The 26121-nt window shown below is 61.1% G+C and carries 27 protein-coding genes; 15 read left to right on the top strand and 12 right to left on the bottom strand.

The annotated features are described in order from the left end of the window. Positions 1–3: 3 nt before the first annotated feature. On the bottom strand, positions 4–477 hold the full coding sequence (locus LDZ23_RS18215; RefSeq protein WP_008353286.1) for a ferritin-like domain-containing protein: 474 nt from the start codon (positions 475–477) through the stop codon (positions 4–6). A gap of 37 nt (positions 478–514) precedes the next feature. On the opposite strand from LDZ23_RS18215, the gene LDZ23_RS34850 reads away from it, so the two are divergent. Next, positions 515–643: a hypothetical protein gene (locus tag LDZ23_RS34850; RefSeq protein WP_268811586.1), complete on the top strand. Its 129-nt coding sequence runs from the start codon at positions 515–517 to the stop codon at positions 641–643. A 13-nt stretch (positions 644–656) separates the two neighbouring features. On the opposite strand, the gene LDZ23_RS18210 is transcribed toward LDZ23_RS34850, so the two are convergent. Then, on the bottom strand, positions 657–1367 hold the full coding sequence (locus LDZ23_RS18210; RefSeq protein ID WP_008353287.1) for a FadR/GntR family transcriptional regulator: 711 nt from the start codon (positions 1365–1367) through the stop codon (positions 657–659). 458 nt (positions 1368–1825) lie between these two features. Here LDZ23_RS18210 and LDZ23_RS18205 point away from each other — a divergent pair, with 458 nt between their 5' ends. The 3 genes from LDZ23_RS18205 to LDZ23_RS18195 all read left to right on the top strand — a co-directional run bounded on the left by LDZ23_RS18205 (position 1826) and on the right by LDZ23_RS18195 (position 3627). After that, entirely contained in the window at positions 1826–2719 is an 894-nt protein-coding gene (locus LDZ23_RS18205; protein ID WP_008353288.1) for a ketopantoate reductase family protein, read from the top strand. A gap of 103 nt (positions 2720–2822) precedes the next feature. Next, on the top strand, positions 2823–3155 hold the full coding sequence (locus LDZ23_RS18200) for a DUF4148 domain-containing protein (RefSeq protein ID WP_008353289.1): 333 nt from the start codon (positions 2823–2825) through the stop codon (positions 3153–3155). A gap of 94 nt (positions 3156–3249) precedes the next feature. Then, positions 3250–3627 (top strand): DUF427 domain-containing protein, encoded by a 378-nt coding sequence (locus LDZ23_RS18195; RefSeq protein WP_244808148.1) that lies wholly within the window; start codon positions 3250–3252, stop codon positions 3625–3627. Between the two features lie 3 nt (positions 3628–3630). Here the strand turns inward: LDZ23_RS18195 and LDZ23_RS18190 are convergent, their stop codons facing one another. Next, a complete protein-coding gene (locus tag LDZ23_RS18190; RefSeq protein WP_008353291.1) occupies positions 3631–4524 on the bottom strand; it encodes a LysR family transcriptional regulator ArgP in 894 nt (297 codons plus the stop codon). 94 nt (positions 4525–4618) lie between these two features. Here LDZ23_RS18190 and LDZ23_RS18185 point away from each other — a divergent pair, with 94 nt between their 5' ends. After that, positions 4619–5746, top strand: a complete 1128-nt coding sequence (locus LDZ23_RS18185) for an aminotransferase class I/II-fold pyridoxal phosphate-dependent enzyme (protein ID WP_008353292.1) — start codon at positions 4619–4621, stop codon at positions 5744–5746. Here LDZ23_RS18185 and msrA read toward each other — a convergent pair. From msrA to msrB, 3 genes are read right to left on the bottom strand one after another with little or no spacing between them, the layout of a single operon-like run. Beyond that, positions 5710–6405 carry a peptide-methionine (S)-S-oxide reductase MsrA gene (gene msrA, locus LDZ23_RS18180; protein ID WP_008353293.1) on the bottom strand — a complete coding sequence of 232 codons (696 nt, stop codon included), beginning with the start codon at positions 6403–6405 and terminating at the stop codon, positions 5710–5712. The two genes, LDZ23_RS18185 and msrA, sit on opposite strands and share 37 nt — an antisense overlap. 41 nt (positions 6406–6446) lie before the next feature. Then, on the bottom strand, positions 6447–8267 hold the full coding sequence (locus tag LDZ23_RS18175) for a cytochrome c biogenesis protein DipZ (RefSeq protein WP_008353295.1): 1821 nt from the start codon (positions 8265–8267) through the stop codon (positions 6447–6449). A gap of 43 nt (positions 8268–8310) precedes the next feature. Beyond that, on the bottom strand, positions 8311–8814 hold the full coding sequence (gene msrB / locus LDZ23_RS18170) for a peptide-methionine (R)-S-oxide reductase MsrB (protein WP_008353296.1): 504 nt from the start codon (positions 8812–8814) through the stop codon (positions 8311–8313). A gap of 183 nt (positions 8815–8997) precedes the next feature. Here msrB and LDZ23_RS18165 point away from each other — a divergent pair, with 183 nt between their 5' ends. The 3 genes from LDZ23_RS18165 (at position 8998) to LDZ23_RS18155 (ending at position 12620) form a co-directional block, all read left to right on the top strand. After that, positions 8998–9729 carry a response regulator transcription factor gene (locus LDZ23_RS18165; protein WP_008353297.1) on the top strand — a complete coding sequence of 244 codons (732 nt, stop codon included), beginning with the start codon at positions 8998–9000 and terminating at the stop codon, positions 9727–9729. Continuing rightward, positions 9726–11255 carry a sensor histidine kinase gene (locus LDZ23_RS18160; protein ID WP_008353298.1) on the top strand — a complete coding sequence of 510 codons (1530 nt, stop codon included), beginning with the start codon at positions 9726–9728 and terminating at the stop codon, positions 11253–11255. The genes LDZ23_RS18165 and LDZ23_RS18160 overlap by 4 nt, the downstream gene beginning before the upstream one ends. A gap of 1032 nt (positions 11256–12287) precedes the next feature. Then, positions 12288–12620: a hypothetical protein gene (locus tag LDZ23_RS18155; RefSeq protein ID WP_008353299.1), complete on the top strand. Its 333-nt coding sequence runs from the start codon at positions 12288–12290 to the stop codon at positions 12618–12620. A 7-nt stretch (positions 12621–12627) separates the two neighbouring features. Here the strand turns inward: LDZ23_RS18155 and LDZ23_RS18150 are convergent, their stop codons facing one another. Continuing rightward, on the bottom strand, positions 12628–13539 hold the full coding sequence (locus LDZ23_RS18150; protein ID WP_008353300.1) for a LysR substrate-binding domain-containing protein: 912 nt from the start codon (positions 13537–13539) through the stop codon (positions 12628–12630). Positions 13540–13659: 120 nt separating this feature from the next. Here LDZ23_RS18150 and LDZ23_RS18145 point away from each other — a divergent pair, with 120 nt between their 5' ends. After that, positions 13660–14973, top strand: a complete 1314-nt coding sequence (locus LDZ23_RS18145; protein WP_033536145.1) for an MFS transporter — start codon at positions 13660–13662, stop codon at positions 14971–14973. Positions 14974–15050: 77 nt separating this feature from the next. Here the strand turns inward: LDZ23_RS18145 and LDZ23_RS18140 are convergent, their stop codons facing one another. Then, positions 15051–15743: a GntR family transcriptional regulator gene (locus LDZ23_RS18140; protein WP_244808147.1), complete on the bottom strand. Its 693-nt coding sequence runs from the start codon at positions 15741–15743 to the stop codon at positions 15051–15053. Positions 15744–15964: 221 nt separating this feature from the next. Between LDZ23_RS18140 and LDZ23_RS18135 the strand changes: the two genes are divergently transcribed. From LDZ23_RS18135 to LDZ23_RS18115, 5 genes are all read left to right on the top strand, one after another. Beyond that, positions 15965–17509: a Rieske 2Fe-2S domain-containing protein gene (locus LDZ23_RS18135; protein ID WP_008353305.1), complete on the top strand. Its 1545-nt coding sequence runs from the start codon at positions 15965–15967 to the stop codon at positions 17507–17509. A gap of 63 nt (positions 17510–17572) precedes the next feature. Then, positions 17573–18571, top strand: coding sequence for a PDR/VanB family oxidoreductase (locus LDZ23_RS18130; protein WP_034471765.1), 999 nt, complete (start codon positions 17573–17575; stop codon positions 18569–18571). Between the two features lie 312 nt (positions 18572–18883). Beyond that, positions 18884–20689 (top strand): alpha/beta fold hydrolase, encoded by a 1806-nt coding sequence (locus LDZ23_RS18125; protein ID WP_033536175.1) that lies wholly within the window; start codon positions 18884–18886, stop codon positions 20687–20689. A 183-nt stretch (positions 20690–20872) separates the two neighbouring features. Further along, the gene (locus tag LDZ23_RS18120; RefSeq protein ID WP_008353310.1) at positions 20873–21298 is read left to right on the top strand and encodes an organic hydroperoxide resistance protein; all 426 of its coding nucleotides are present in this window, start codon (positions 20873–20875) and stop codon (positions 21296–21298) included. A gap of 58 nt (positions 21299–21356) precedes the next feature. Continuing rightward, entirely contained in the window at positions 21357–21758 is a 402-nt protein-coding gene (locus tag LDZ23_RS18115; RefSeq protein WP_033536174.1) for a VOC family protein, read from the top strand. Between the two features lie 70 nt (positions 21759–21828). Here LDZ23_RS18115 and LDZ23_RS18110 read toward each other — a convergent pair whose 3' ends face one another. The 4 genes from LDZ23_RS18110 to LDZ23_RS18095 form a co-directional block, all read right to left on the bottom strand. Next, on the bottom strand, positions 21829–22326 hold the full coding sequence (locus LDZ23_RS18110; protein ID WP_008353314.1) for an H-NS family nucleoid-associated regulatory protein: 498 nt from the start codon (positions 22324–22326) through the stop codon (positions 21829–21831). Positions 22327–22581: 255 nt separating this feature from the next. Next, complete coding sequence (gene uraH, locus LDZ23_RS18105; RefSeq protein ID WP_008353315.1) at positions 22582–22920, bottom strand: hydroxyisourate hydrolase; 339 nt, start codon at positions 22918–22920, stop codon at positions 22582–22584. A gap of 39 nt (positions 22921–22959) precedes the next feature. Further along, positions 22960–23478 (bottom strand): hydroxyisourate hydrolase, encoded by a 519-nt coding sequence (locus LDZ23_RS18100; protein ID WP_008353316.1) that lies wholly within the window; start codon positions 23476–23478, stop codon positions 22960–22962. 1 nt (position 23479) lies between these two features. Further along, complete coding sequence (locus LDZ23_RS18095) at positions 23480–24820, bottom strand: MFS transporter (protein ID WP_008353317.1); 1341 nt, start codon at positions 24818–24820, stop codon at positions 23480–23482. Between the two features lie 288 nt (positions 24821–25108). Between LDZ23_RS18095 and LDZ23_RS18090 the strand changes: the two genes are divergently transcribed. Next, a complete protein-coding gene (locus tag LDZ23_RS18090) occupies positions 25109–26056 on the top strand; it encodes a LysR family transcriptional regulator (protein WP_008353318.1) in 948 nt (315 codons plus the stop codon). Positions 26057–26121: the final 65 nt, after the last annotated feature.

The raw sequence follows: 26121 nt of genomic DNA, 5'->3' as shown, positions 1-26121 counted from the left end.
CGCTCAGTTATGCCCCGTGCGTCGCTCGGGCGACGTTTCGACTTCGCCGGGCCTGCGCAGCATCTTGTCCACTTCGCCCGCGTGCAGTTCCTCGACCTGGATCATCTGCCGCGCGTATTCCTCCAGCGCGACGGAACGGTCTTCGACGAGCGAGAGCAACTCGCGATATTGACCGAGCGCGACGTTTTCCGATTGCAGCGATTCGCGCAGGATCGTCGCGATGTCGAACGTGTGATTGTCGAGCAGCGGGCCTATCTCAAGCGACGGATACGCGCCGAGCGTCGTGATCCATTCGCCGGCCTGATGCGCGTGCAGCAGGGATTCATCGGCCTGTGCGCGCAGCCACGAGACGATGGGAATGCGTCCGAAGCCGAAGACGAGAAACGAATAGTGCGTGTAACGCACGACACCCGCCAGTTCGGATTCGAGAATCTTGTTCAGGACGCCGACGACCCTTTCCTTTTCGAGCTCTGCCATTCTTGCCTCCGTTTTTCAACGCCGCGCATGCACAGGCATGACTCATTGTAGTCACGCGCGCGGCGCATGCGAGGCGAAAGTGCGGCGTCCGGGCGCGCAAGATGCGCTCCCGGCGGGCCATGAAGGCGATGCGGGCGGCCTGCCCGCCGCTGCATCCGAATGGTGATTCAGAACCGGCTTCAGGCGATTTCTTCGATCCAGAGCGAGGCCGTGCGCGACAGCACTTGCGACATGGCCGCTCGCGCGCCGTCGCCGTCGGCGGTTTCGATCGCGCGCACGAGCCTGCCGTAATCGCCGAGCTGCGAATCGGGCACGCGCGGCAGCGCATGGGGCTGATTGCGCAGCGCCGCCTTCATGGTGCGGATGCCGACGCGCACGACGCTGCCCATCTGCCGTAGCACTTCATCGCCGCTTGCATCGACGATGGCGGCCTGCAGCGCCTCTTCGGCGGCGGACTGCAAGGGTTCGGACGGGCTCGCATGCAGGAGCCGCTGATAGGCCGCGTTGATGGCGATGCGCTGATGCCGGTTCGCACGCGTCGCGGCGAGCGCGGCGGCAGGCGGATCGACGAGCGCACGAAATTCCATCAGCCTGCGGATGCAGTCGGGATCGTGCAGCGCACGCATGCGCCACTCGGCGACTTCCGGGTCCATGATAAGCCATTCGCGTGCAGGCTTGATGCGCGTCCCCGTCTTGGGCCGCACGTCGAGCATGCGGCGCGAGATGAGAATGCTCAACGCCTCTCGCATGATGGTCCGGCTCACACCGTGCTTCTTCGAAAGAATGACTTGTGGCGGAAGCACGTTGTCCTGGTATTCGCCGCTCACGATGCCCGCGACGAGTTGATTCACCACGCGCTTGACGAGCGATGCTTCATATCCATGATTCATGTTTTTGTTCTCGTGATAACGCCCGCGCCTGCGGCTTCGAGCTGCTCGTCGCCGAGCGGCAAGGCCAGCGCTTGTCTAAGTTCACGGCGCCTCGGTGCGCCGCACGGTCGACCGCTCGCGTGATGCGCTTGCCCGGCACGCCGTGTATTTGGTCCCCCGGATTTGACTACTCGATGCGGCCTTGGCCGCACACCCCGCAGCGGTCGGCATTGTTTGGACAGCGTCGTCGATCCGCTGAAAGAAGCGTATTGTGCGTGGCCCGTTTTAACAATATGGTGAGCCGCGAATTCGACTGACTATGGTGCGTCCGACCACAAAATCGCGTGGACACGGGCAGATGCGCGAATCCATGCGAAGTCCGCAAGCGTTTGCGCAACATCCGTGACGTAACGGACAGTCCGCAGCCATGTGTTACCTTTTCGAGCCACAGTTCAACATCGCAACGGGAGAAGCGAAACATGAAAGTCGCCGTCATGGGTGCGGGCGCGGTCGGTTGTTATTACGGCGGCATGCTCGCGCGCGCGCGTCACGAGGTCGTGCTGATCGCGCGGCCGCAGCATGTCGAGGCGATCGAACGCGACGGCTTGCGGCTCGACACGCAGCATTTCGACGAACGGGTACACGTCGCCGCGAGCACCGATGCGAGCGCCGTGAAGGGCGCGCAACTCGTGCTCTTCTGCGTGAAGTCCACGGACACCGAAAGCGCCGCGAAGGCACTCGCGCCTTATCTCGAACACGATGCGCTGCTGCTGTCGCTGCAAAACGGCGTCGAGAATGCGGAGCGCCTGCGCGAACTGTTGCCGCAAGAGGCGGCGGCCGCTGTCGTGTACGTCGCGACGGAAATGGCGGGGCCGGGGCACGTGAAGCACAACGGACGCGGTGAACTCGTGATCGAGCCATCGACGAAGAGCGAAGGCGTTGCGCGTGCGCTCGTGGCGGCGGGCGTGCCGACCGAAATCTCCGACAACGTGCGCGGCGCGCTATGGGCGAAGCTCGTGCTGAATTGCGCCTACAACGCGCTGTCCGCGATCACGCAGTTGCCTTATGGAAAGCTCGTGCAGGGCGAGGGCATTACACGCACGATGCGCGATGTCGTCGACGAATGCCTTGCGGTCGCGAAAGCGGACAACGTGACGATTCCCGGCGATGTCGATGCCGCCGTGCGCCGTATCGCCGAGACGATGCCGAATCAGTTCTCGTCGACGGCGCAGGATCTCGCGCGCGGCAAGAAGAGCGAGATCGATCATCTGAACGGGCTGATCGTGCGGCGTGGCGAAGCGCTCGGCGTGCCGACGCCGGCGAATCGCGTGCTGCATGCGCTCGTCAAGGCAATCGAGAGCAAGGGTTCGTAGGCGCGTTTTAGACGGACGACGGTCGTTGCCGGGCACGGGCGATGCTGAGTATGAAGCACGCACAGAAATCACCGTGCGCAGGCCAACATACCGGAGGTTCACCATGAAATCGTTCGTCAAAGCCGTGGCCGTCGCCGCTGTAGTGGTGGCGCCGGCGCTTTCATTCGCGCAAACCGATTCGTCGCTTACGCGGGGTCAGGTGAAGGAAGATCTGAGGCAGGTCGAAGCAGCGGGCTACGATCCGTCGCGCTCGGACCAGACTTCGTATCCGTCGGATATCCAGCGCGCCGAGCGCCGCGCATCGGGGCAGAACAATGCCTATAACGCCGATATGAATTCCTACGGCGGCGCAACCAGCGGCCGCTCGGCTGCAGGCATGCGCGCGATGCCGCGGATGGACAACGACGGCACCAAGCCCCTTTATTTCGGTCATTGATGCTGCGAGGGGCCGGGTTCTGCGTGTTCGACGCAACGGCGTTACCATCGATTCTTCCGTTCGCTATGGTGCGTTCGTTCGCAGGAAGACACTCATGGATAAAGCCGTCAAGATTCCCGGTCCCGATCATCCGATCACGATCGAGCGCAGTCCGTCGCGCGTGCTGGTCAAAGCGGGCGGACGCGTGATCGCCGATACGACCGAAGCGCTTTCATTGCGCGAGGCATCGTATCCCGAGGTGCTATATGTGCCGCGCAAGGACGTGGACATGTCGCAACTCGAACGCACGTCGCACTCGACATACTGCCCTTACAAGGGTGAGTGCAGCTATTACAGTATCCCTTCAGATGGACAAAAGTCGGCCAACGCGGTGTGGTCGTATGAGTCTCCTTATGAGGCTGTTGCGTCGATAAAAGATCATCTCGCGTTCTATCGAGATCGCGTGGATTCGATCGAAACCCGCGAAGCGTAATGCTCAATCGAGAAACGATCTGGCGCGATGTTTGAGCATCGCGCTGAAGTCGTCCAGCCAGCCGATCGAAAGACGCCAGCTCTGCCAGTAAAGATCGACGTCGAAGCGCGCACCGGGCGACACTTCCACCAGGTCGCCGTTTTCGACGTGCTGCGCGACGAGCCGTTGCGGACACATTCCCCACGCCAGCCCCGACGTGCACGCGCGCACGAAGCCCTCGCCATGCGGCACGACATGCGCGGGCGGTTCGATCTCCGCGCGGCTCATGCGTTTGATGAAGCGCTTCTGCAATTCATCCTTTTCGTTGAAATTGACGCAGGGCGCGCGGCGCAACGCATCGCGCGTGAGGCCATCGGCGAAATAGCGCGCGAAGTACGCGGGCGAACATACCGCGCGATAACGCATGCGTCCGAGCTTCATCGAACGCCAGCCGGGAACGGGCTCGGCTTGCGTGGTGATCGCGCCTTGCACATCGCCTTCGCGGATGCGTTGCGCCGTGTGATCCTGATCGTCGACGACGACATCGAGCAGCAGTTCACGTTCGATGCAAAAGTCCGCCGCGGCGTCGATGAACCATGTGCTCATGCTGTCGTCGTTCACCGCGATGCGCAATTTCGCGCGCCGCCCGCTCTGCGCGCCCGGTAAGGCTGGCATGTGCCCGCCGAGTTCGGCTTCGAGCAATTGCACGCGTTCGGTGTGGCGGCACAAGAGCGCGCCGGAAGCGGTTGCTTCGCATGGTTGGCCGCGCTTGACGAGCAGGGCGCCTACGCGCTCTTCAAGGAGCTTCACGCGCTGCGAGACGGCCGAAGGCGTGACGTTCAGTTCGCGCGCCGCACGCTCGAAAGAACCGGTGCGCACGACGGCAAGCAGCGAATCGAGGAGAGCGTACTCGAGCATTAGCGTTCCTTAATCGGAATTAGAAAGTTTAGCTGTGTGAATGTACATCAGACGCGCAAACTAGAGCCTTCTTCCATTCCGATCAAGCGACGCGATGCAACCGAACCCGTTCAAACTCGAACGCTATTTCTCGCAGCACGAATTCACCGCGCGCCATCTGTTGTGCACTTCCGATCCCGAATCGATGTCGATCGGCGAACTGCTTGCATATGAACCGGACTCGATCGACGGTCTGCGCGATACCTGGCTCGGTTATACGGAATATCCCGGCGCACCCGCGCTGCGGCGCGAACTGGCGACGCTGTACGAGAACATCGATGCTGACGAGATCATCGTGCACACGGGCGCTCAGGAAGCGATCTATTCGTTCATGAACACGATGCTCGCGCCAGGCGATCACATGATCGTGCATATGCCGGGCTATCAGTCGCATTACACGGTGGCCGAGGCGCTGGGCGTGAGCGTTGCGCCGTGGAAGGCGCGGGAAGAAGCGGGCTGGTCGCTCGATCCGGCGGAGCTCGAAACGCTCGTCACGCCGGCCACACGCGCGCTCGTGATGTGCGTGCCGCACAATCCGACCGGTTATCTGCCGTCGCGCGACGTGTTCGATGCGATCGTCGCGTTCGCGCGCAAGCATGGACTATGGCTATTCAGCGACGAGGTGTATCGCGGGCTCGAACATGATCGCGCGGATCGTCTGCCCGCCGCATGCGATGTGTACGAGCGCGCGATTTCACTCGGTGCGCTCTCGAAGACGCACGGGCTCGCCGGCCTGCGCCTCGGCTGGATCGCGACGAAGAGCGCGCAAGTGCTCGAACGCATGAGCACGTTCAAGGACTATCTCACCATCAGCAACAGCGCGCCGAGCGAGTATCTGTCGGCGATTGCAGTGCGCCACACTGATGCGCTTATCGAACGCAATGTTTCGATGATCCGCGCGAATCTGGGCGTGCTAGACGCCTTCTTCGCGCGCCATGCGGATCGTTTCGAGTGGCATCGTCCGCGCGCGGGCACGATCGGTTTCGTGCGGTTGAAGCGCGAAGGCGCCGAGCGGTTCTGCGCAGAACTGCTCGAACGCACGGGCGTGCTCCTCTTGCCCTCGACGCTGGTCGATCACGGCGACGAGCATGTGCGCCTCGGTTTCGGCAGGCGCAACATGCCCGATGTGCTCGCGATCGTCGATGCCTATTTGGATGCGACCGTCACGAGCACCGCGTCCTGACGATAGGCGTCCGGAAACATCTGCTTCAGGTTCGCCACTTTCGGCAGATCGTTGATCGCGATATAAGGGCTTTCCGGATGCTCCGTCAGATAGTTCTGGTGATAGCCTTCGGCCGGATAGAAGCCCTTGTAGTCTTCGATCTTCGTGACGATCTTGCCGCCATACACATGCGCCTTGTCGAGCTGCGCGATATACGCATTGGCGATCTCGCGCTGCGCTGCGTTCGTCGGGAATACGGCCGAGCGATATTGCGTGCCGTGATCGGGGCCTTGATAGTTCAGTTGCGTCGGATTGTGCGCGACCGAAAAGAAGATCTGCAGCAGCTTGCCGTACGACACCTGCGCCGGGTCATACGTGATCCGCACCGATTCCGCATGACCGGTATCGCCTTCGCTCACGCGATCGTATTGCGCCGTGCCGGCCGCGCCGCCCGCATAGCCCGACAGCGCTTCCTTCACGCCGCGAACGTGCTGAAACACGCCTTGCACGCCCCAGAAGCAGCCGCCCGCGAATACGGCCGTTTCCGTATGCACGGCCGTCGCGCTTTCGTCATGCACGGGCGGCGGAATCTTCACGGCTTCCTCGCTCGAATGCGCGACGCGCTGCAGTGCGAACGCGCCCGCGAACAATACGGCCACGCTGACGGCCTTGAATGTCATGCTGTTGGTCCTGAACATGTCTGCTCCTCAAGAAGTCGCATTCAACCGAACGTGAAGGCATACGCTTCGACGCCGGGGTCGAGAAATTCGATGGTGAACGTGCGGTCGGCGACGGGGCCCGCCTGCCGCACCAACTGATAGAGGCGCTGTTCGGTCACGGTGCCGCTTCCGTCCGCCTGAATGTCGCTGCCATGCGATGCGCCCGGCGCCGCGCCATCGATGCTCACGCGAAAGCGCACCGGCTTGCCATCTTTCGACGGCCCGAGCACGAGATGCAGATCGCGCGCATGAAAGCGATACACGATGCGCCCCGTCGCGCCTTCGAGCGTCGCGTGCTCGGCGCCGACCTTCCACGCGCCCGCGAGTCCCCAGTCGTTGACGTCGAGGGCGTTGGGCGCGGCATAGTCGTGAATGCGATCCTGCGTTTCGCCGCCCGGCGACATGAACTGCTGCGCGCGTTCGTAACCGATATACGTTTCAGGCGAACGCATGTCCGCGTTGTCGGCCTGCATCATCGCGCCCTGACCGATGTCGTTATCGTCATGCTTCGCGCTCATCGCCATGGCAGGCGCGGCGCCGTGACCCGCTTCGGCAAGCAGTTGCTGAATCACCTGCTCGGAGTGCGCATAATCGCCTTCGCCGAAGTGGTGATAGCGGATATCCCCCTTGGCGTCGATGAAATAATGCGCCGGCCAGTACTGATTATTCAACGCGCGCCAGATCGCGAAGTTGTTGTCGATCGCAACGGGATAATCGATACCGAGATCGTGAACCGCCTTCTTCACGTTATCGACGTTGCGCTCGAATGCGAACTCCGGTGCATGCACGCCGATCACGACAAGCCCCTGATCGCGATACTTCTGCGCCCACGTCTTCACATACGGCAACGTGCGCAGGCAGTTGATGCACGAGTACGTCCATACATCGACGAGCACGACCTTGCCACGCAACGCTTCCTTTGTAAGCGGCGGCGAGTTGAGCCATTGCACCGCGCCATCGAGCGAAGGCAGCGTGCCTTCCACGGGCAGCGGCGCGGGGTTCGGCGACTTCGGCGGCTCGGTGCTCGCGCGCATCATCGCGGGTCCGTTGTTATCGACGTTCGCCGTGTTCGCGGACATCATCATCGCGCCCTGGTTCTTGTTCGAGAGCTTGTCGACGAGCTGTTGTTCGATGCCCGAGGTCGCGACCGTCGATACACGAGCGAGCACGCCGGTGTCCAGCCCGAGCCCGATCGCGACAACGCCGAGCAGCATCGCCCCGCCGATGCCGCGCCGCACCCATTCGCCTGCGCCGAGCGAGCGCTTCATCGCGGCGAACACGCGTCCGCCGATCAGCAAGGCAACCGCGAGCGAGGTCGCCGCGCCCGCTGCATACGCGAGCAGGAGCAGAGTCGTGCCGACGCTCGCGCCGTTGAGCGCCGCGCCCGTCAACACGAGTCCGAGGATCGGGCCTGCGCAGGGCGCCCACAGAAGACCGGTCGCGATGCCGAGCATGAACGATCCGACGAAGCTCGGCTTGCCGTCGCCGCGTTGCGCGAATGCGGTGAGACGATTGCCCGCGCTCACGAGCGGATGCATCACGCGCTCGGCGAGACTCGGCAACAGCAGTGTGAGGCCGAACACTGCGAGCAGGACGATGGCCGCCCAGCGACCGTATTGATTGGCCTGCGTGACCCAGCCGCCACCGACGGCCGCGAGCGTCGCGACGACGGCGAAGGTCAGGCCCATGCCCGCGAGCAACGGCAAGCCGCTTTTCACGAACGGCTGATCCGCGCGCGAGAACACGAAGGGAAGCACCGGCAGGATGCACGGACTGAGAATCGTCAGCGCGCCGCCGAGATAGGCAAGAACGATGAGCAGCATGATGGTATCGGGTGGTCGAGGTTGATCGGAGTGCTGGCGCGATTCAGGCTGCGCCGGGCGTGAAGTTCATCGCGACGCCGTTCATGCAGTAGCGCAGGCCCGTGGGCTTCGGACCGTCGTCGAAGACGTGGCCCAGATGACCGCCGCAGCGCCGGCAATGCACTTCGGTACGCACGACGCCGAACGAGCCGTCGATGCGCGTCGCGACCGCATGATCGAGCGGCGCCCAGAAACTCGGCCAGCCGGTATGACTGTCGAACTTGGTGCGCGAGGAGAACACCGCCAGCTTGCAACCCGCGCAACTGAACGTGCCCGCGCGATGCTCGTCGTTGAGCGGGCTCGTATAAGGGCGTTCGGTGCCTTCGCGGCGTAATACGTCGAATTGCACCGGATCGAGTAGACGATGCCATTCATCGTCGCTATGGACGATTTCGAAGCTTTCCTGCGTCTTCGGATCGGCCGCGAGCGCGCGAAAGCGTCCGCCCAGTGCGAACGCTGCGGCGGCGGCCGCGGTGCCTGTGAGGAGAAAGCGGCGGCGGGTTTGCATGATGCGTGCCTCGTGTTCGAGTGGTGTAGCGGCATCGTATTCGCGCGCGCATCCCCGAGTCCTCACCGAAAGTTAAATTAAATGTGATACTTGGCCGCGCGCTTTTCTGCACAATGGCACAGACGCTCGTCCATTGTTCTGCGGATTGGGCGCGCGTGTTTTTCTCTGCCGATAACATTCCTCATGGATCATCCGAAACGCATTCTGATTGTCGAAGACGACATGCATATCGCCGATGTGCTGAGTCTCAACCTGCGCGACGAACGCTACGAAGTCGTGCATAGCGCCGATGGCGCCGAAGGGCTGCGCCTGCTCGAACAGGGCGGATGGGATGCGCTGATTCTGGATCTGATGCTGCCCGGCGTCGACGGCCTCGAAATCTGCCGGCGTGCGCGCGCGATGACACGCTATACGCCGATCATCATCACGAGCGCGCGTTCGAGCGAGGTGCATCGCATTCTCGGCCTCGAACTCGGCGCGGACGACTATCTTGCGAAGCCGTTCTCGGTGCTCGAACTCGTCGCGCGCGTGAAGGCGCTGCTGCGCCGCGTCGATGCGGTCGCGAAGGACTCGCGGCTGGAGACGGGGCGCATCGAAGTGGCGGGCATCGCGATCGATCCGCTCGCGCGCGAAGCATGGGTGGATGGCGCGCGCATCGAACTCACGCCGCGCGAGTTCGATCTGCTTTATCACTTCGCGCGTCATCCGGGCAAGGTGTTCTCGCGCATGGACCTGCTCAATGCGGTGTGGGGTTATCGGCATGAAGGTTATGAGCACACGGTCAATACGCATATCAATCGTTTGCGCGCGAAAGTAGAGAAAGATGCCGCCGATCCGAAGCGCATTCTCACGGTATGGGGCCACGGCTATAAGCTCGCGGCGCAATCGCCTGACGGCAAGGATGGCGCGTCGTGAAGCTCACCTTGTCGCAACGGCTCTTCGCGGTGTTCTGCGTGCTGTTGCTCGCGTGCTGCGGCGCATCGGCGTGGCTGCAGATTCGCGCGAGCGATCTGCGCGAGAAGGAAGTCATTCAGAGTCTTTCGCGCGGGCTTGCGGCGCATATCGCGCGTGACGGCGCGCTCGCCGATGCCAACGACATCGATGCGCCCGCCGTGCGCCGGCTCTTCAGTCAGTTGATGGTGGTGAACCCGAGCGTCGAAGTCTATCTGCTCGATAACACGGGGCGCGTGCGTGCCGACGATGCGCCGCCCGGACATCTCAAGCGCGATCATGTCGATCTCGCGCCGGTGCGGCAGTTCCTCGACGGCGCCGTGTTGCCGATTCTCGGTGACGATCCGCGCAGCGAGGGCAAGCGCAAAGTCTTCAGCGCAGCGCCGCTCGCCGCGCCCGGCAAGCCGCCGTTCGGCTATGTCTATGTCGTGCTGCTCGGCGAGGAGCACGATGCGCTGGCTGCGAAGGCATCGGCGAGCGCGGTGTTGCGCACCACGCTCGCGTCGATGGGCCTCGTCACATTGCTCGGGCTCGTCGCGGGCCTGGTTGCATTCGGGCTCGTTACGCGGCCGCTGCGCCGCCTCACCGAAGCAATGCGCAAGTTCGACGCGCGTGGCGCGCCAGCAGAACCGCCGGCGCTCGCGCGCATCGACACGCCCGATGCGCGGGCGAACGAACGCGACGAGATCGTCGTGCTCGAAAGCGCGTTCGCGCAGATGGCGGAACGCATCGGCGAGCAGTGGCGCGCGCTGGGTCAGCAGGATCGCGAGCGTCGCGAGATGGTCGCGAACATCTCGCACGATTTGCGCACGCCGCTGTCATCGCTGCATGGTTATCTCGAGACGCTGTCGCTCAAGTCCGACACGCTGCCGGATACCGATCGGCGTCGTTATCTGTCGATCGCGCTTGCACAGAGCGCGAAGGTGGGTCATCTCGCGCAGTCATTGTTCGAACTGGCGAAACTCGAACACGGCATGGTCGCGCCCGAAGCCGAGGCGTTCTCTCTCGCCGATCTGGTGCAGGACGTATTCGAAAAGTTTGAACTGCCCGCGCAATCGCGAGGCGTGCGCCTGAATGCCCAGATCGCGCCACGCTTGCCGAACGTAACGGCGGACCTCGGCATGATCGAGCGCGTGTTCACGAATCTGCTCGATAACGCGATCCGTCATACGCCTGCGCAAGGCGTCGTCGACGTGACACTTGCACTTGCGCGCGAACAATCTGACAGAGTGGAAGTCACGATCAGCGATACGGGTACGGGCATTCCGCCGGAAATGCGCAAGGCGCTTTTCATGCGTCCGTTCGCTTCGGGCGGCGCGCATCGCGGCGGGCTAGGGCTGCTTATCGTACAACGCATGCTGCAATTGCACGGCAGCCAGATTCGCCTGATCGATTCGAAAGACACGGGCACCACGTTTCACTTCGATCTGCCCGTCGCCTTTACGCAGACCGGCAATGGCGCGCCGCAAGTGCGCGGAGGGCGCGGTTAAAAAGAAGCCCGGCATTTCTGCCGGGCTGAATGGGATGGTCGTCGCCTGCGCCTGATCGCGCTGTTGGATTGCGCGTGCGGCGTTGCCCGGCCTGACCATCCGCGTGGACGTTTTCGTGAAAACCGAACGAAGCAAATTGCAGGGGCACTATCTTGCCCGTTTGATGACGTTTTAGTCTCTCAGACTTAAACCAATCTTAAGAAGTGTGCCGCGTGTGAAGTGCGCGTCGAGCGGCGCAGGTGAAACGGCGCGTAATCTGCGTGGCGTCTTTGCTTAAGCAAGTTATACGGTTTCTTTAGAGGCTCCTCTTCATTGCATTGCGAATTGATCGGCCGATATGGCCGCAGGCGACGATGGAAAAAAATGCCGAACGACAGCCGCGCGAAAGCGCGGAACGTTCTTTCATGTGGAATCTTTCCTTGGTTTCCTGCAATATGTTTGCTAGCATGTAATCGAGTCGCAGCCGCCGCGCATGGTTGCTGGTCAAAAGTTACGGCGCTGTGGCGTGGCAATCAATAAGACCCGCCGAGGTCAATATTAAGCGAAAGCGCACACAAGTCGCGCCGAGTCGCTCGTGTCAGAAGGTTCCCGCGAGTCCACTGCTGCATCATGCAGCGGTGCGGATTCGTGCGCAATGCTATATGTGCATTGTGAAAGGTCTAATAAGCATAGACGTTTATCGCATTTCGTGTTCTTCGCTATATGAGTTCTTTCTTTCAGCGTGGGAAATAGAAACATGCGAATTATTAAAACGTGCTCAACTGAATCTTCATAGACAGGTTTCTTCGACCTGGCCGCAGTGCATGACGCTTTCGGCGATGCGCGCAAGGCGATTTGGCGCAATGGCGAGCGTTGCGCATATCTTCTGGCGTTGCAGGTGATTTTCCAGGCAACCGCATGCCGTCTTCGAAATCCGAATGACGGTGGAATGTCACACTCATACGATCCGCGCACCTTGCGGGAGGAAACGTGGAAACGGAACTCAGTCAACGGCTTGCGAAAGTGTTATGGCGGTGTGCATCGCACGGACAAGTGCTGACCTATCAGCGCTTTCATGCGCTATGCGACAAGGGGGTGCCACTGCCGCAGCGTTATGCCGCGCTCGAATCCGCAATCAAGGCACTCGGGGATGTGCACGACATCGACTACGGCGTGCTCATGGCGCTCGACAGCGGCTTGCCCGGCGCCGAGTTTTTCCAGCGCTACCTGCGTCATCGTCACGGTGAATACGTGATGCAGATGGGTGACCCGAAATATCATCGACAGACGCTTGCACGCAAGCGCACGCTCGTCGCGCGCGAACGCGATCGCGTGTATGCACACGCCCGGATGGTCGAGGAGGAGCGGGCGAGACAGGCGGCATGATTTCGCCTCACGCTTCGACTTCTTTCGCGTCTTCGAGGCCAGCCTTCGCCAGCACCCAGTCACAGAAACATTTCACTTTTTCGACATCACGTTCGTTGGCGCGATAAGAGAGAAAGTGCGTCTCCCTTGCGAGCGGCGCGAACACACCCGCGCCCAACTCGATCAGATCGCCGCGCGCAAGCTCGCGCTCGGCGAGGCGCGTCGTTTCCAGCGCGACGCCCATGCCATCCACCGCCGCGGATATCGCGAGCGCCGCACGGTCGAACGAAGGCCGCGGCCCGCGTGGCATGTCGAGCCCATTGAGCTCGAACCAGCCGGGCCACGTCACACGGCTGAGTTGCGAGTCGATCAGCGTCATCCTCGCAATGTGCTCCGGCGCTGGCACGCCTTCCTGCAACAAGGACGGAGAACACATCGGGATGATGCGCTCCGTGCCCAGTGCGCGCGAGACGACACCGGCACGTTCGTGTGCGAAGCCATATGAAATGGCAACGTCGACTTCGCGCGCGCGTGCGAGATCGGCGGGCTCAGCGTCCGACGACAGACGTATCGTCACGTTCGGATGGGCCTGCATGAATTCGGGCAGACGCGGCCCGAGCCATTTCACGGCGAAGCTTGGCGCGCAATGAACGGCGAGCACTTGCGCGAGCGGATCGAGCGTGACTTCGGCGCATGCGGCTTCGATGACATCGAACACGCGTCCGAGACTTTCATGCAGGCGACGGCCTTCGGACGTCGTCTCCACGCGCCGGTTGCGCCGATGAAAGAGCGGCCTGCCGAAATACTGCTCGAGTTCCTTGACCTGATGACTGATCGCCGATTGCGTGAGATGAAGCTCGCTTGCGGCAAGCGTGAAGCTTTCCAGACGCGCGGCTGCTTCGAATGCGCGCAGGAGTACGAAGTTCGGAATGCGCCTCATGGAAACACCTTATGCATGAGAGCCTGTCATGGATGGATGAACAGGCATCGTTTGTCTTTCTGGTTTGAGGTGACGAACATGTGAGCGATCCAGACGCATGACATAACCAGGAGACAAAGCATGAGTTCCCACAGTCCGGTTGCGTATCTGACAGGCGATGAATCGTCGACGTATGCGAAGGTGACATGGCGTCTGCTGCCATTTCTCTTCGTGTGCTATCTGTGCGCGTATCTCGATCGCATCAACGTGAGCTTCGCGAAGTTGCAGATGCTCAACGATCTGCATTTCAGCGACGCCGTCTACGGTGCGGGCGCGGGCGTGTTTTTCGTCGGCTATCTGCTGTTCGAGGTGCCGAGCAATCTCATTCTGTTGCGCGTGGGCGCACGTCGCTGGATCGCGCGCATCATGGTGACGTGGGGCGTGATCTCTGCCGGCATGATGTTCGTCACGACGCCGACGAGCTTCTACATCATGCGCTTCATGCTCGGCGTGGCCGAAGCAGGCTTCATTCCGGCGATCCTGCTGTATCTCACGTACTGGTTTCCCGCTTCGCGCCGAAGCAAAGTAACCGCGCTCTTCATGACGGGCATTCCGATGTCCGGCGTCGTTGGCGGGCCGCTGTCCGGCTGGATCATGACGCATATGGGCGGCGCGCACGGCATCGCGGGATGGCAATGGCTCTTCCTGCTCGAAGGCCTTCCGACGGCCGTTCTGGGCGTGGTCGCGTACTTCTATCTCGACGACAAGGTCGCCGATGCAAAGTGGCTCAACGACTCGCAAAAAGCAATGCTCGAAGCCAATCTGCGCGACGAAGAGCCGGCGCATGCGCTGCATTCGGTAAAGGATGGATTGTTGCATCCGAAAGTACTGCTGCTGTCCGTGACGTACTTTTTCTTCACGATGGGGCTCTACGGCGTGAGCTTTTGGCTGCCGACGCTCGTCAAGGCGAGCGGCGTGACCGATCCGCTCGATATCGGCCTGCTCTCGGCGATTCCCTATGCAGCGGGCGCCATTGCAATGCTCGCGGTCGGCCATAGCTCGGACAAGCGTGGCGAGCGACGCTGGCATCTTGCGGGCGCGGGTTTCGTCGGCGCGCTCGGCCTTTTTATGAGCGTGATGTACGCGCACTCCACGTTCTTCGGCATGATCGGTCTCACGCTCGCGACGATGGGCGTGGTCACGACCATCTCGCAGTTCTGGGTTCTGCCGTCCGCGATTCTCAGCGGCGGCGCTGCGGCCGCGGGCCTTGCGCTTGCGAATTCCGTGGGCAGCATCTCGGGCGTCGTGAGTCCCTGGCTCATCGGCGTGATCCAGACGCAGTCGGGTTCGACGGGCAGCGGCGTGCTCGGTCTCGCGGCGAGTTGCGTGATCGGCAGCCTGCTCGTGTTCGCGGTGCCCGCCGCGCTCGTGAACAGCCGCCGTCGCAGCGACTGACTCGCGCACGCCAAGCGAAACGGCCCCTTGAAACAGGGGCTTTCGCCGTCGATGCAACTCGCAACCCGTGCGTGAGATCACGTTGCTTCCGATTCCCGTTCGCGTTGCTCGCTCAGCACGACGCCGAGCCGTTCGACGAGGTTTCTTCGCGCGTTGGCGGTATGCAGATCGGTAAGTTCGGCGGCACGGTGGCCGTTGCCTTCCGCGATGGCCGCCGCGATGGCAGCATGTTCGTCCCAGATCGATTTGCGTTGTCCCGATGCCTGCAGCACGGCGCCCATCACGCGGCGCAGATGAACCCAGTGCGTCTGCGCGGTCTCGGCGATCAACGGATTGCCCGATGCCACGTAGATCGCGTTATGAAAGGCCATGTCGGCATCGATCATCGCCTTGACATCGTCGCTCTTCGACGCGCGCCTGCCATTGGTGATGATCGCCTTGTCGATCTTCGCGCCGCGTTCGGCGGCGAGACGCGCAGCGAGCGAATCCAGCGCGCCGCGAATCTCATAGAGATGACTGATCCATGCGGGGTCGAGCGGCGTGACGAGGAGACCGCGTCCGGGCGCATCGACGACAAGACCGTCTTTCTTCAGCAGACGCAGCGCCTGCAGGACGGGTGAGCGCGAAATCGCAAGCTGTTCGGCGATCTCTTCCTGCGTGATGCGCGTGCCGGGCGCGAGCGAACCCGAACTGATGGCGTCGAGCAGAACTTTGTAGACCTCGTCGACATAGTCGGTGCGGGCCTGGAGCTTGAGAAGTTTGGCGGGCATGATTCGAGCGTAAGTTCTGGATACAGAATACGGCAAGGGTACAGCGGGCCGGCCTTACGCGTCAACGCAACGTTATCGCGTGCCTGTTTTCATTCACGTTTACCCATAGAGACAACGCCGATCCAAATCGCTAATCTTTGTATACAGAGTTCGGAGTTCGGAAGGCAGAATTCAGGTCTCAGGCATCGATCGATTCAACCCCACTCGAAACAGGATTTCCCATGACCATCAAATCGGACAAGCTGGAAGGGCATCAGAGCAGCGGCGGCGCGGCCGCGACAGTCAAGAAGCTCGTGCCCTACGGCGGTTACTACGTGAACAAGGTGCCGGGCCACGATCCGGAACTGACGGAGACGGGCCCCGGGACGCCGATGGGTGAATACATGCGCGCCTTCTGGCATCCGGTCTGCATGTCGATGGAGCTGACCGACACGCCGCGCTTTCTGAAGATCCTCAACGAAGAACTGGTGGCATTCCGCGACGGCAGCGGGCGTGTGGGTCTGCTGCACGCGCATTGCGCGCATCGCGGCGCATCGCTCGAATACGGCGCGATTCAAGAGCGCGGCATCATGTGCTGTTATCACGGCATGGTGTTCGACGTGGACGGCGCGTGCCTGCATGTGCCGTTTCCGAAGGGCGAAGAGAAAGAGGCCGAAAAGTACGCGTGTTCCATTCGGCAGGGTGCGTATAAGGCAGTCGAGCGTCACGGTCTCGTGTTCGCTTACATGGGACCGCCGGAAAACGAGCCGCCGTTTCCGGAGTGGGAAGGCGACTACACCGTGATGCCCGGCGACGAACTCGTGCCCTACAGCAATTTCCAGCATTGCAACTGGTTGCAGGTTCAGGACAACGCCGCCGATAACTTTCATCCGACCGCATTGCATGCCGCGAAGAACGTGGTGAAAGGACAGTTCCAGGGCACGACGTTCGACGAAGTCGGCGCAGCGTCGATGGAAGTCGCGCCCGACATGCATTTTCAGCCGGTCCAACAAGGCCGCAGTCTCGCGTGCGCGGGCGCGCGCCGCGTGAACAAGGACCGCTTGTTCGTGCGCGTGCAGCATCAAGTGCTGCCAAATCTGAGCCTGCATGCCTATACATCGGAAGATGGTTCGAAGAAGAAGCTCTTCAGCCGCTTTCATATCATCCGATGGACGGTTCCGGTCGACGACCAAAACAGCAAGATGATCGGCTGGCGCGTCATGGGCCCCGGCATCGATACGCGCGGTATCGGCAAGAAGGAACTGGTGGGCTATGAGTCGATCGACTTCCTCGACGGCCAGGTCGCGATGCGTCGTCCCGAGCGCTTCGCCGAATACACGATCGAGGACATCGTGCCGATTCCGCCCAACCATCGCGAGCGTGCGAACTACAAGCTGGCGCAATACGCGCCCGGCGACTACGAAGCCATCATCAGCCAACGGCCAATCGCGGTGCATGCGCTCGAGAATCCGACCAAGTTCGACGCGGGCCTGTTCCTGTTCCGCAAGATGCTGCGCGACGCGTTGCGCGGTTCGAATCCGGCCGCGTCGGCGCAAAACTTCGCGGAATGGTTTCGTGAGAACGCGGGCGCGCCGAATAGCTTCTGCTCGGGCAATGTGTTCGAGATTCCCGAAGGCGAAACCGTCGAAGAAGAAGTCGTGCGCCGTCGCAAGGTGACGAGGCAGATCGTTGCGATCCTTGCGGAAAGCGAAAAGCTGAAGGGTGATGCACGTACCGCATTCGTACGCGAACGCTTCGAGGAACTCGAACTCGCGATGAAGCAATAAGCCGGCCGACGAGGGCGCACGGCGCTCTCGCGATGCGGGATCATCGATTCGAGGAAGTCGACCATGTCAACACAATCCATCTCGACCGACGCGCAGAGTCAGACCTTGAATCTGCTCGTGCGTCAGGTCCGCTTCGAAGGCCGAGGCATCAATTCATACGAACTCGTCGATCCCGACGGTGCGCCGTTGCCGCCTTTCACGGCGGGCGCGCATATCGACATTCATCTCGCGGGCGGCGTCGTGCGGCAGTATTCGATCAGCAATGCGCCACGCGAGCGGCATCGCTATGTGATCGCCGTATTGCGCGATGAACGCGGGCGCGGCGGTTCGAAGGCGCTTCACGAGCAATTGCGCGTGCAGGACATCGTGCGTGTAAGCCGGCCGCGCAATAACTTTCATCTCGTCGACGGCGCGCGCCGCGTGTTGCTGATCGCGGGCGGGATAGGCATCACACCATTGAAGGCGATGGCGCATGAACTCGACGATGCCGGTATCGAATACGAAATGCATTACTGCGCGAAAGATGCGGGCAGCGCAGCGTTCGCCGAGGAATTCGAGCTCATGCGCGCAAGCGGGCGTCTGCATTTTCATTTCGATGGCGGCGATCCATCGGCGGGCCTCGATATCGGGGACTTGCTGAATGCGCCCGGCGAAGGCGAGCACGTCTATTACTGCGGTCCAGGCGGCTTCATGCAAGCATGCGCGGATGCGGCGCGGCACTGGCCGTCCGGAACGGTGCATTTCGAGCACTTCAAGGCACCTGAGCGCAACGCTGGCGAGCAGGCCGCCAACGATGCGAACGACAGCTTCATCGTGCGTATCGCGAGCACAGGACAGGAAATCGAAGTGACGAAGGACGAGAGCATTGCCGATGCACTGGCGAGAGCGGGCGTGTTCATCGACACATCATGCTGCGCGGGCTTGTGCGGTACGTGCAAGGTGCGTTATCTCGAAGGAGACGTCGAGCACAACGACTGCATCATGAGCGAAGAAGAAAAGACCGACTATCTGACCGCGTGCGTGTCGCGTGCGACGAGCAAGGTACTCGTATTGGATCTCTGATAGAGAATCGATCTTCCAAAAAGTCATATAGGCAGGCGAGGGGACTCGTCTGCGGCCAATCTGACGTTATGCCGACGAACCTTGCATAAAGAAATGAGCGGTAGCTCACACAAGCCATGTCTTATGCGCCAATAGGTAGCTCATTCGCACCTATTCGCCGGTGCAACCCGTGTTACGAAGAGGACGCTTAATATAATCGTCTCAATACCTCGCGATCCCGTATTCGGCGGGACGTTGACGGCCAGGCATTGCAAGAACGGGACGACGAGTCATCGATCCTTGCGCGCCACCAAAGACGAGGACGAGATCGATATGAGACCGGTTGTATTCGGGAACCGATTCGGATGGCTGCACGCCGGAAGCGGCACGCGCGGCGTAGTGCTCTGCAATACCTATGGGCACGAATACGTGTGGACATATAGCGGCATGCGGCATCTCGCCGAAGCGCTGTCTGCGCGAGGCATATGGGTGCTGCGTTTCGACTATCGAGGCACGGGCGACTCGGCGGGCGCCGATCTCGCACCGGATCAATTCCAATCGTCTGTCGACGACGTCGACGCGGCCATCGAATGGCTGAAGACATCGACAGGCATAGAGCACGTCACGTTATGCGGCTTTCGCGTGGGCGCCGCGTTCGCGCTCGAGGCCGCATTGCGTCAACCGGTCGATGACCTCGTACTGCTCGCACCCGTTGCGAGTGGCCGCGTGTATATGCGCGAGTTGAGCATCGTGCGCAAGACATGGCTCGAACTGCTTGCACCGCCTTTGCGTGAGATGCAAAAGGACGACGCGCGGCTCAACGTCCTCGGCCAGGTTTATAGCGATGAATTCAAAGGCTCATTGCAGGCGATCGATCTCGTCGCGAGCGTAAGAGACGCTGCGGCGGCACCAGCGCGTCGCGCGTTGGTCATGAATATGAAGGCGGGCGGCACGGATCCATTGTGCGACGCGCTCATCGAAAAGGGCGTGGAAGCACAGGCGCGTCCGTTCGAAGATCTCACTGGCTTTCTTCAGGAAACTGCATTCAACGCATTGCCGCGCGCAGCGTTCGCCCAAGTCGTGGAATGGATCGCTGGCAAGGATTCATCAAACAGGCAAGCGCCGTCGTCGGCCGATGCCTTTGACTGGTCCGCTCTAAAGATAGACACACCCGAAGCTATCGAACGCCCAGTACGCATCGGCGACGAAAAGCTTTTCGGCATTTTGTGCGAGCCGCGCACGGGGGCCGCGCGAGGTCCGGTGTTTCTCATTGCGAATACATCGGCGAGTGCGCGCGTCGGCGACAGCCGGCTATCCGTTCGCATTGCACGCGAGCTTGCGCGGCGCGGCATCGCATCATTGCGTTTCGATGCGCGAGGCCGAGGCGACAGTCCGGCCGCGCCCGGCGCAGTGCAATCGGATACGGCGTTCGGCCGAATCTATAACCAGATCGCGACTGACGACACCGCGGCCGCCGCACGCTGGCTCGCGCGGCAGGGCTACAAGTCGATCTTTGCATTCGGCGTGTGCTCGGGCGCTTATCACGCGCTCAAGGCGGCGGTCGCCGAGAATGCGATCAACGGTGTCGTCACAGTCAATCTGCCGACGTTTAAAAGACCGGCGGACGTCGCGCCCGACGGCTTGCGTCAATCGACGCGCAATTCCATGGCGGGTTATGCATTCTCGATGCTCGATCCGCAGAAATGGAAAGCGATCCTGCGCGGCGAAAAGCAGTTGATGCGCGTATTGCGCTTCGTGCTCGGCTATATGGCGACGCGCGCGCGTTCGCGTATCGTCGATGTGTTGAGGCTCGACCGCCTGAGCAGCACGGCGCCGGAGCTCGCGACCGAACCGGGACCGATCATTCGTGCGCTCGATGCCAAAGGCGTAAAGACAGCGCTCGTCTATGGCGCGTACGATGCGGGCATGGATCTGATCGCCGCGCATTTCGGCAAGCAGGGCGCGCGACTGTCGCGCTATCCATCCGTGCGAATGGCGATCTTTTCGGACCTCGATCACGCCCTCTTCATGACGACCGGTTCGGCGCATGTGGTCGCGGTGTGCGAACGTATCGCGAAGGAAAACACATCGCCCGTTGCAGATCCGGTCTTTTCAGGCAGAGAACCCGTCGTCTTGTGATTGAAGCGAGCTTGCTTCGGCGCGTCGGTCATGCGTCAGGCGAGCTCGCCGTGACTTGAGTATCCTTCGCTATTGGAACGTGCCCATATCGGGCAGCGTCCAGTGGGGAACTCATGTCGGCGGACTTCGTCCGGCACATGCGCGCCGCGAGATCCGCTCAACACAACGCACAGGAGTCTGGCGATGTCGATTGAAAAGGTTCTATACCGTGCACATGCTCATGTCACTGGCGGGCGCGACGGCCGCGCGACCGTGCCCGAAAGCAATCTGGATCTCAAGCTGACAACCCCGAAAGAACTCGGCGGCGGTGGTGGCGATGGCACCAATCCCGAGCAACTCTTCGCCGCAGGGTATAGCGCGTGCTTTATCGGCGCGATCAAATTCGTCGCCGCTCGCGACAAGATCACGCTGCCGAAAGATGTCGCGGTGGATGGCAGCGTGGGCATCGGTCAAATCCCGAACGGTTTCGGCATCGAGGTCGAATTGAAGATCTCGCTACCGGGAATGGATCGCAGCGAGGCACAGGCGCTTGTAGACAAGGCGCATATCGTCTGTCCTTATTCGAATGCAACGCGCAATAATATCGACGTCAAATTGACGCTGGCATAAGCATGTCGAATGTTCGGGGGCCTTTCTCCTGAACGCTCGAATGCACGCGGAGGAAGCGATGCTGACATCTGGAATCGATCACGTAGGTCTCACTGTGCGCAATCTCGACGCAACGCGTGACTTTTTCGTTCAATGTCTCGGCTGGCAGATCGTCGGCGAGCGGTCCGAGTATCCCGCCGTATTCGTATCGGACGGAAAGCTGCTGGTTACGTTATGGCAGGTGAAGGATGAATCGGCGCCTATAGCATTCGATCGGCGAAAGAATATCGGGCTTCATCATCTCGCATTGCGCGCAACGGATGAAGCCGCACTCGCGACGATTCTCGAGCGCGTGTCGACATGGCCGGGAGTGGCAGTGGAATTCGCGCCGGAACTGCTAGGAGCCGGTCCAAAGCGCCACATGATGATTTACGAACCGGGCGGCATCAGGATCGAATTCGATTTCGATCCGCGTGTATAGATTGAAACTCCGGACCGCAAAGAAAACGGCGGAGTCGTGCACGAACTCCGCCGTTTGTGTGAATACAGTGTCAGGCAATCAGAAACGGCGTCCGATCTTTAACCGATGCGAGCCATGCGGGTGCGCGGCCACGACCGCTCCACGTTGCGCCGCTTTCCGGATCGCGATAGAGCGCGGGTTGAGGGCCGCGCGGTTGTCCCTTTGCTTTGCGCTTGACAGCAGCGCGCGTTTTTCCTTTAGCCTTGGTTCCCTGCGCGCTTGCTCCAACCGCAAACTTGCTACGGTCCTTTGCATTGGCGATCCAGCCCGGCGCGCGTCCGCGGCCGCTCCAGGTCGCACCGGTCTTTGGATCCCGATAGGCGACTGCGCCGGGCTTCTTCGCGGAAGCCGAACTGCCCGCCTTCTTGCGTGAACCGGAATAGCTTTCGATGTCCGAGATGGTCAATCCATGGCTCGACATCAGGTGATGAATCTTTTGCAGCGCATTCTCGGATTGTTTTGCAACGAGCGCATCCGCTTTCGCTTGAAGTGCTTCGATACGCGCCTGAATACTTTCTAGCGTTGACATGAGTTACCTCTAATAGATCGTCGATCGCACTATGCCATGCACATCCGCAATGCGCTAGAGGAGATTCGTGTAAATGCGTAGCAGTGGAAAGTCTAGAATATCGCTCCAGGACGGTAAGTGGTGAGACGCACATTGCAAATCCAGATTTCACTCCGGTTCGAATAAGAAATGGAAGTTGCTTTAGACATTTTCTTATCCGTTCGTGCGCGTCTCCATGTTGCGAAACATCAATCGTCAATTGCAGTAAGCGCTGATTCAACTTCCGCGATAGGTGCCGAAACTCCAAGGCGAACAAAGCAGCGGGACGTGATAGTGCTGCGTCGCATCGGCGAGCGTGAAGCGAACCGGCACGACGTCCGCGAATACATCGGGCGTCTTGAAGTAATCGGCGACCCAGAAGCGCAACTCGAAATTCCCCGCTCGCGCTTGCGCCGCCGGCAGGATCGGCGAGTCGGTGCGTCCGTCGCGATTGGTGCGCGTGCGCGCGAGCAGCGTGGGCGGCTCGCTGCCGATATCGAACAATTCGATCTGCATCCCGGCGGCGGGTTTGCCGAGTGCGACGTCGAGTACGTGCGTGGTAATGCCTGCGGCCATGATGTTTTCTCCTGATCTCGCGTTCGAGTACTTTCCGGCTCAACTGCCGCGGTAGTAGTTGTAGCTCCACGGTCCGAACAGCACCGGCAAATGAATGCGCTGATTGACGTCCGTGATGCGAAAGCGCAGCGGGATCTTCGAGAGAAACATCGGCTGCGGAAGATCCGCCTTGCGTGCGGCGAAGTATTCGTCCACATGCAGCAACAACTCATAAGTCCCCGCGCGATAGGTATCGCCGATCAGGAGGGGAGGCTCGCTGCGTCCGCTTGCAGCCAGCGTGATCGTCTGAAGGAACTTCGAACGCCCGTCGTCGATCGCAAACAGCTCGACGCGCATACCCGAAGCGGGCGTGCCATGCCATGTGTCCAGGCCGTGCATCGTGAGGCGTGGGCTCAGGCCATCCTGTTGCACCGGGCCGGTCGCCTGATTTGGCGCGGGTGCATCGGCGGACAGCGCCGTCTTCGCGATCAGCATGCTGCCGCCAAGTGCCACAGATTGCAGAGCAAAGCGACGGCGACTCACGTCGAATGCAGGGGATGATGTGTTCTTGTCGCGCATGTCAGGCCTCTTGTTTGTTGCCGAGCTTGCGGATGCCGACGATCACGAGCACCGCGGCCAGCACTTCGATTACGGCCACGAGGTACAGGCCGGTCGTCACCTTGCCCGTCGCGTTCTTGATGAGTCCCATCACATAGGGCGCGCCGAAGCCTGCGAGATTGGAGACGGAATTGATGAGCGCCACGCCGATTGCGGCCGCACTGCCAGCGAGATAGCGGTTGGGCAATTGCCAGAAAACGGGAATCGCGCTCATCGTGCCGATGAGCGATGCGGTCATCGCAAGCAGCGCGATCACCGGCGAGATCTTGTCGAAACCCATCAGCATCGCGAGCGCGGCCATCGATATGCCTCCGACGATTGCCGCACCGCTGAAGTGCCAGCGCACTTCATTGCTGCGATCCGAGTGCGCGCCGTTGATGATCATGCTCGCAGCACCGCACAAATAGGCGACCGCCGCGATCCAGCCGACCGCCATCGGCGTGCTGATGCCAACGTCCTTGATGACGGTGGGAATCCAGAAAGTGAGCGTCGAGTTCGCACACAGCAGGCAGAAGAAGATCGCGATCAGCAGCCACACCTTGCGGTTCTTGAAGAGCGAGCGCCAGTCGTGACCGCGTTCGCCCATCGCTGCGTTGTCGCGTTGCAGGGCATCGAGCACGACGCGCTTTTCATCATCGGAAAGCCAGCGCGCCTGCTCGGGCTTGTCGGTCATGTAGAAGTACGCGAACACACCGGCCAGCACCGACGGAATACCTTCGATGATGAAGAGCCACTGCCATCCGTGCATGCCGTGCACGCCGCCCATCGACGTCATGATCCAGCCGGCGAGAGGACCGCCGAGCACGCCCGCGATCGCAGAAGCCGACATGAACGTGCCGAAGGCGCGCGCACGCCGCTGCGACGGATACCAGTAAGTGAGGTAAAGAATGACGCCCGGATAAAACCCTGCTTCGAATGCGCCGAGCAGGAAGCGCAGGACATAAAACTGCGTGGGCGTGGTGACATGCGTTTGCAACATGCAGATGACGCCCCAGCATATCGTGATACGCATGATGGTCTTTTTCGCGCCGATCTTCTGCAGCAGCATGTTCGACGGCACTTCGAAGAGAAAGTAGCCGATGAAGAAGATGCCCGCGCCGAGACCGTATACGGCTTCGCTGAAATGCAGCGAGTCGAGCATCTGCAGCTTCGCGAAGCCGATGTTGACGCGATCCAGCCAAGCGAGCACCCACAGCACGCCGAGGAACGGCAGCAGGCGCCATGAAACCTTGCGATAGACGCTTGCTTCGGCGCTTTCGACCGCGCTCGCGAAAACCGGCATCTCCTGTTTGATGAGCGACATGGTTTCTCCTTTCCAGTCGGTTTGCGTCGCGCGGACACGGCCGTGCGCTCGGTTGGAAGCAAGTATAGAAACGGCCAAAAAATCGGGAACGGGGGACGAGCCAATAGGCCCCATAGCAACATGTATATGGGTTCGAAAGCCTTGTGCGATAGGGCTTTGCACGGTTTTTCGCCGCACTTTTCACGCCTTATGGATTACCCTAGCGCGCCTCGCATGAAGCGGTTCCCGCAGTGCCGGCTGGCAAAATAGCGGCGCAGCCACGCGAACAATAGAGACACCGAAATCATCATGAATCGCACCGACGATCCATTCGATACCTATCTGCTGCGCGTGCTGTGCACGCTGATCGGGGAACGCAGCGTGTCACGCACGGCCATTCGTATGAACCAGTCGCAGCCGGCCATCAGCTCGGCGCTCAAGCGTCTGCGCGCCATCTTCAACGATCCGCTGCTTACGCGCGAAAAGAACGCGATGGTGCCGACCGAACGCGCGATTCAGCTCGCGCAGAGCGCACAGGCCGCATTGAGTGCGCTCGATAACCTGCTCGTATCCGACGATCATTTCGATCCCGCGACAACCGAGCAAAGCTTTACCGTCGGAATGCCCGATTACCTGGCGCCCCCGTTTTTTGCGCATGTCGTGCGCGAATTCAGGCACGCTGCACCACGCGCGCGCCTCATTGCGGTACCGCTTTCGGCTTCATTCAATTACGAACAGGGGCTTTCCGAAGGCTCGCCCGATATCGTGATCGGCAACTGGCCCAATCCGCCCGAGCATCTTCATTTGTCGGTATTGCTGGAGGACGATGTCGTGTGCGTGGTCGCGCGCGATAGCGTCTATGCGCAATCAGGCAAGTTCGATGCCCAGGACTATCTGAGTGCATCGCATATCGTGCCCACGCCATATTCGCGCGATCAGCGCGGCGTCGTCGATACGGGACTCAGCACCATGCGCGTGCATCGCGATAACCGCGTGAGCTGCCCGTACTTCAATCTCGCGCCGAGCCTGATTCCGGGCACCGATCTTATTCTCACGACCGGCAGGCATTTCGCGAATTATCACGCGCAGCATCTTCCGCTCGTTGTGCTCGACGCCCCGATTGAGTTTCCATTCATGCGCTTTTATCAGTTGTGGCATCCGTCGCGGCATCGCTCGGCATCGCACGTCTGGCTGCGCGGCATGCTGACGGCGGCCGCTCAGGAATTGCGCGCGCTGCGCGACATGCATCGCGCATAGCGCTATCGTGTTCTGTTATGCGGTCAATAGGATCGGCTGTCTCGCCGCTCGCTCGCGCGGTTCCT

Origin of the sequence: Caballeronia zhejiangensis (assembly GCF_022879815.1) — a bacterium.
Classification (GTDB): Bacteria; Pseudomonadota; Gammaproteobacteria; order Burkholderiales; family Burkholderiaceae; genus Caballeronia; species Caballeronia zhejiangensis.
The sequence above is the reverse complement of the archived record's forward strand: the minus strand, read 5'-3'. Positions and strand labels throughout refer to the sequence as shown.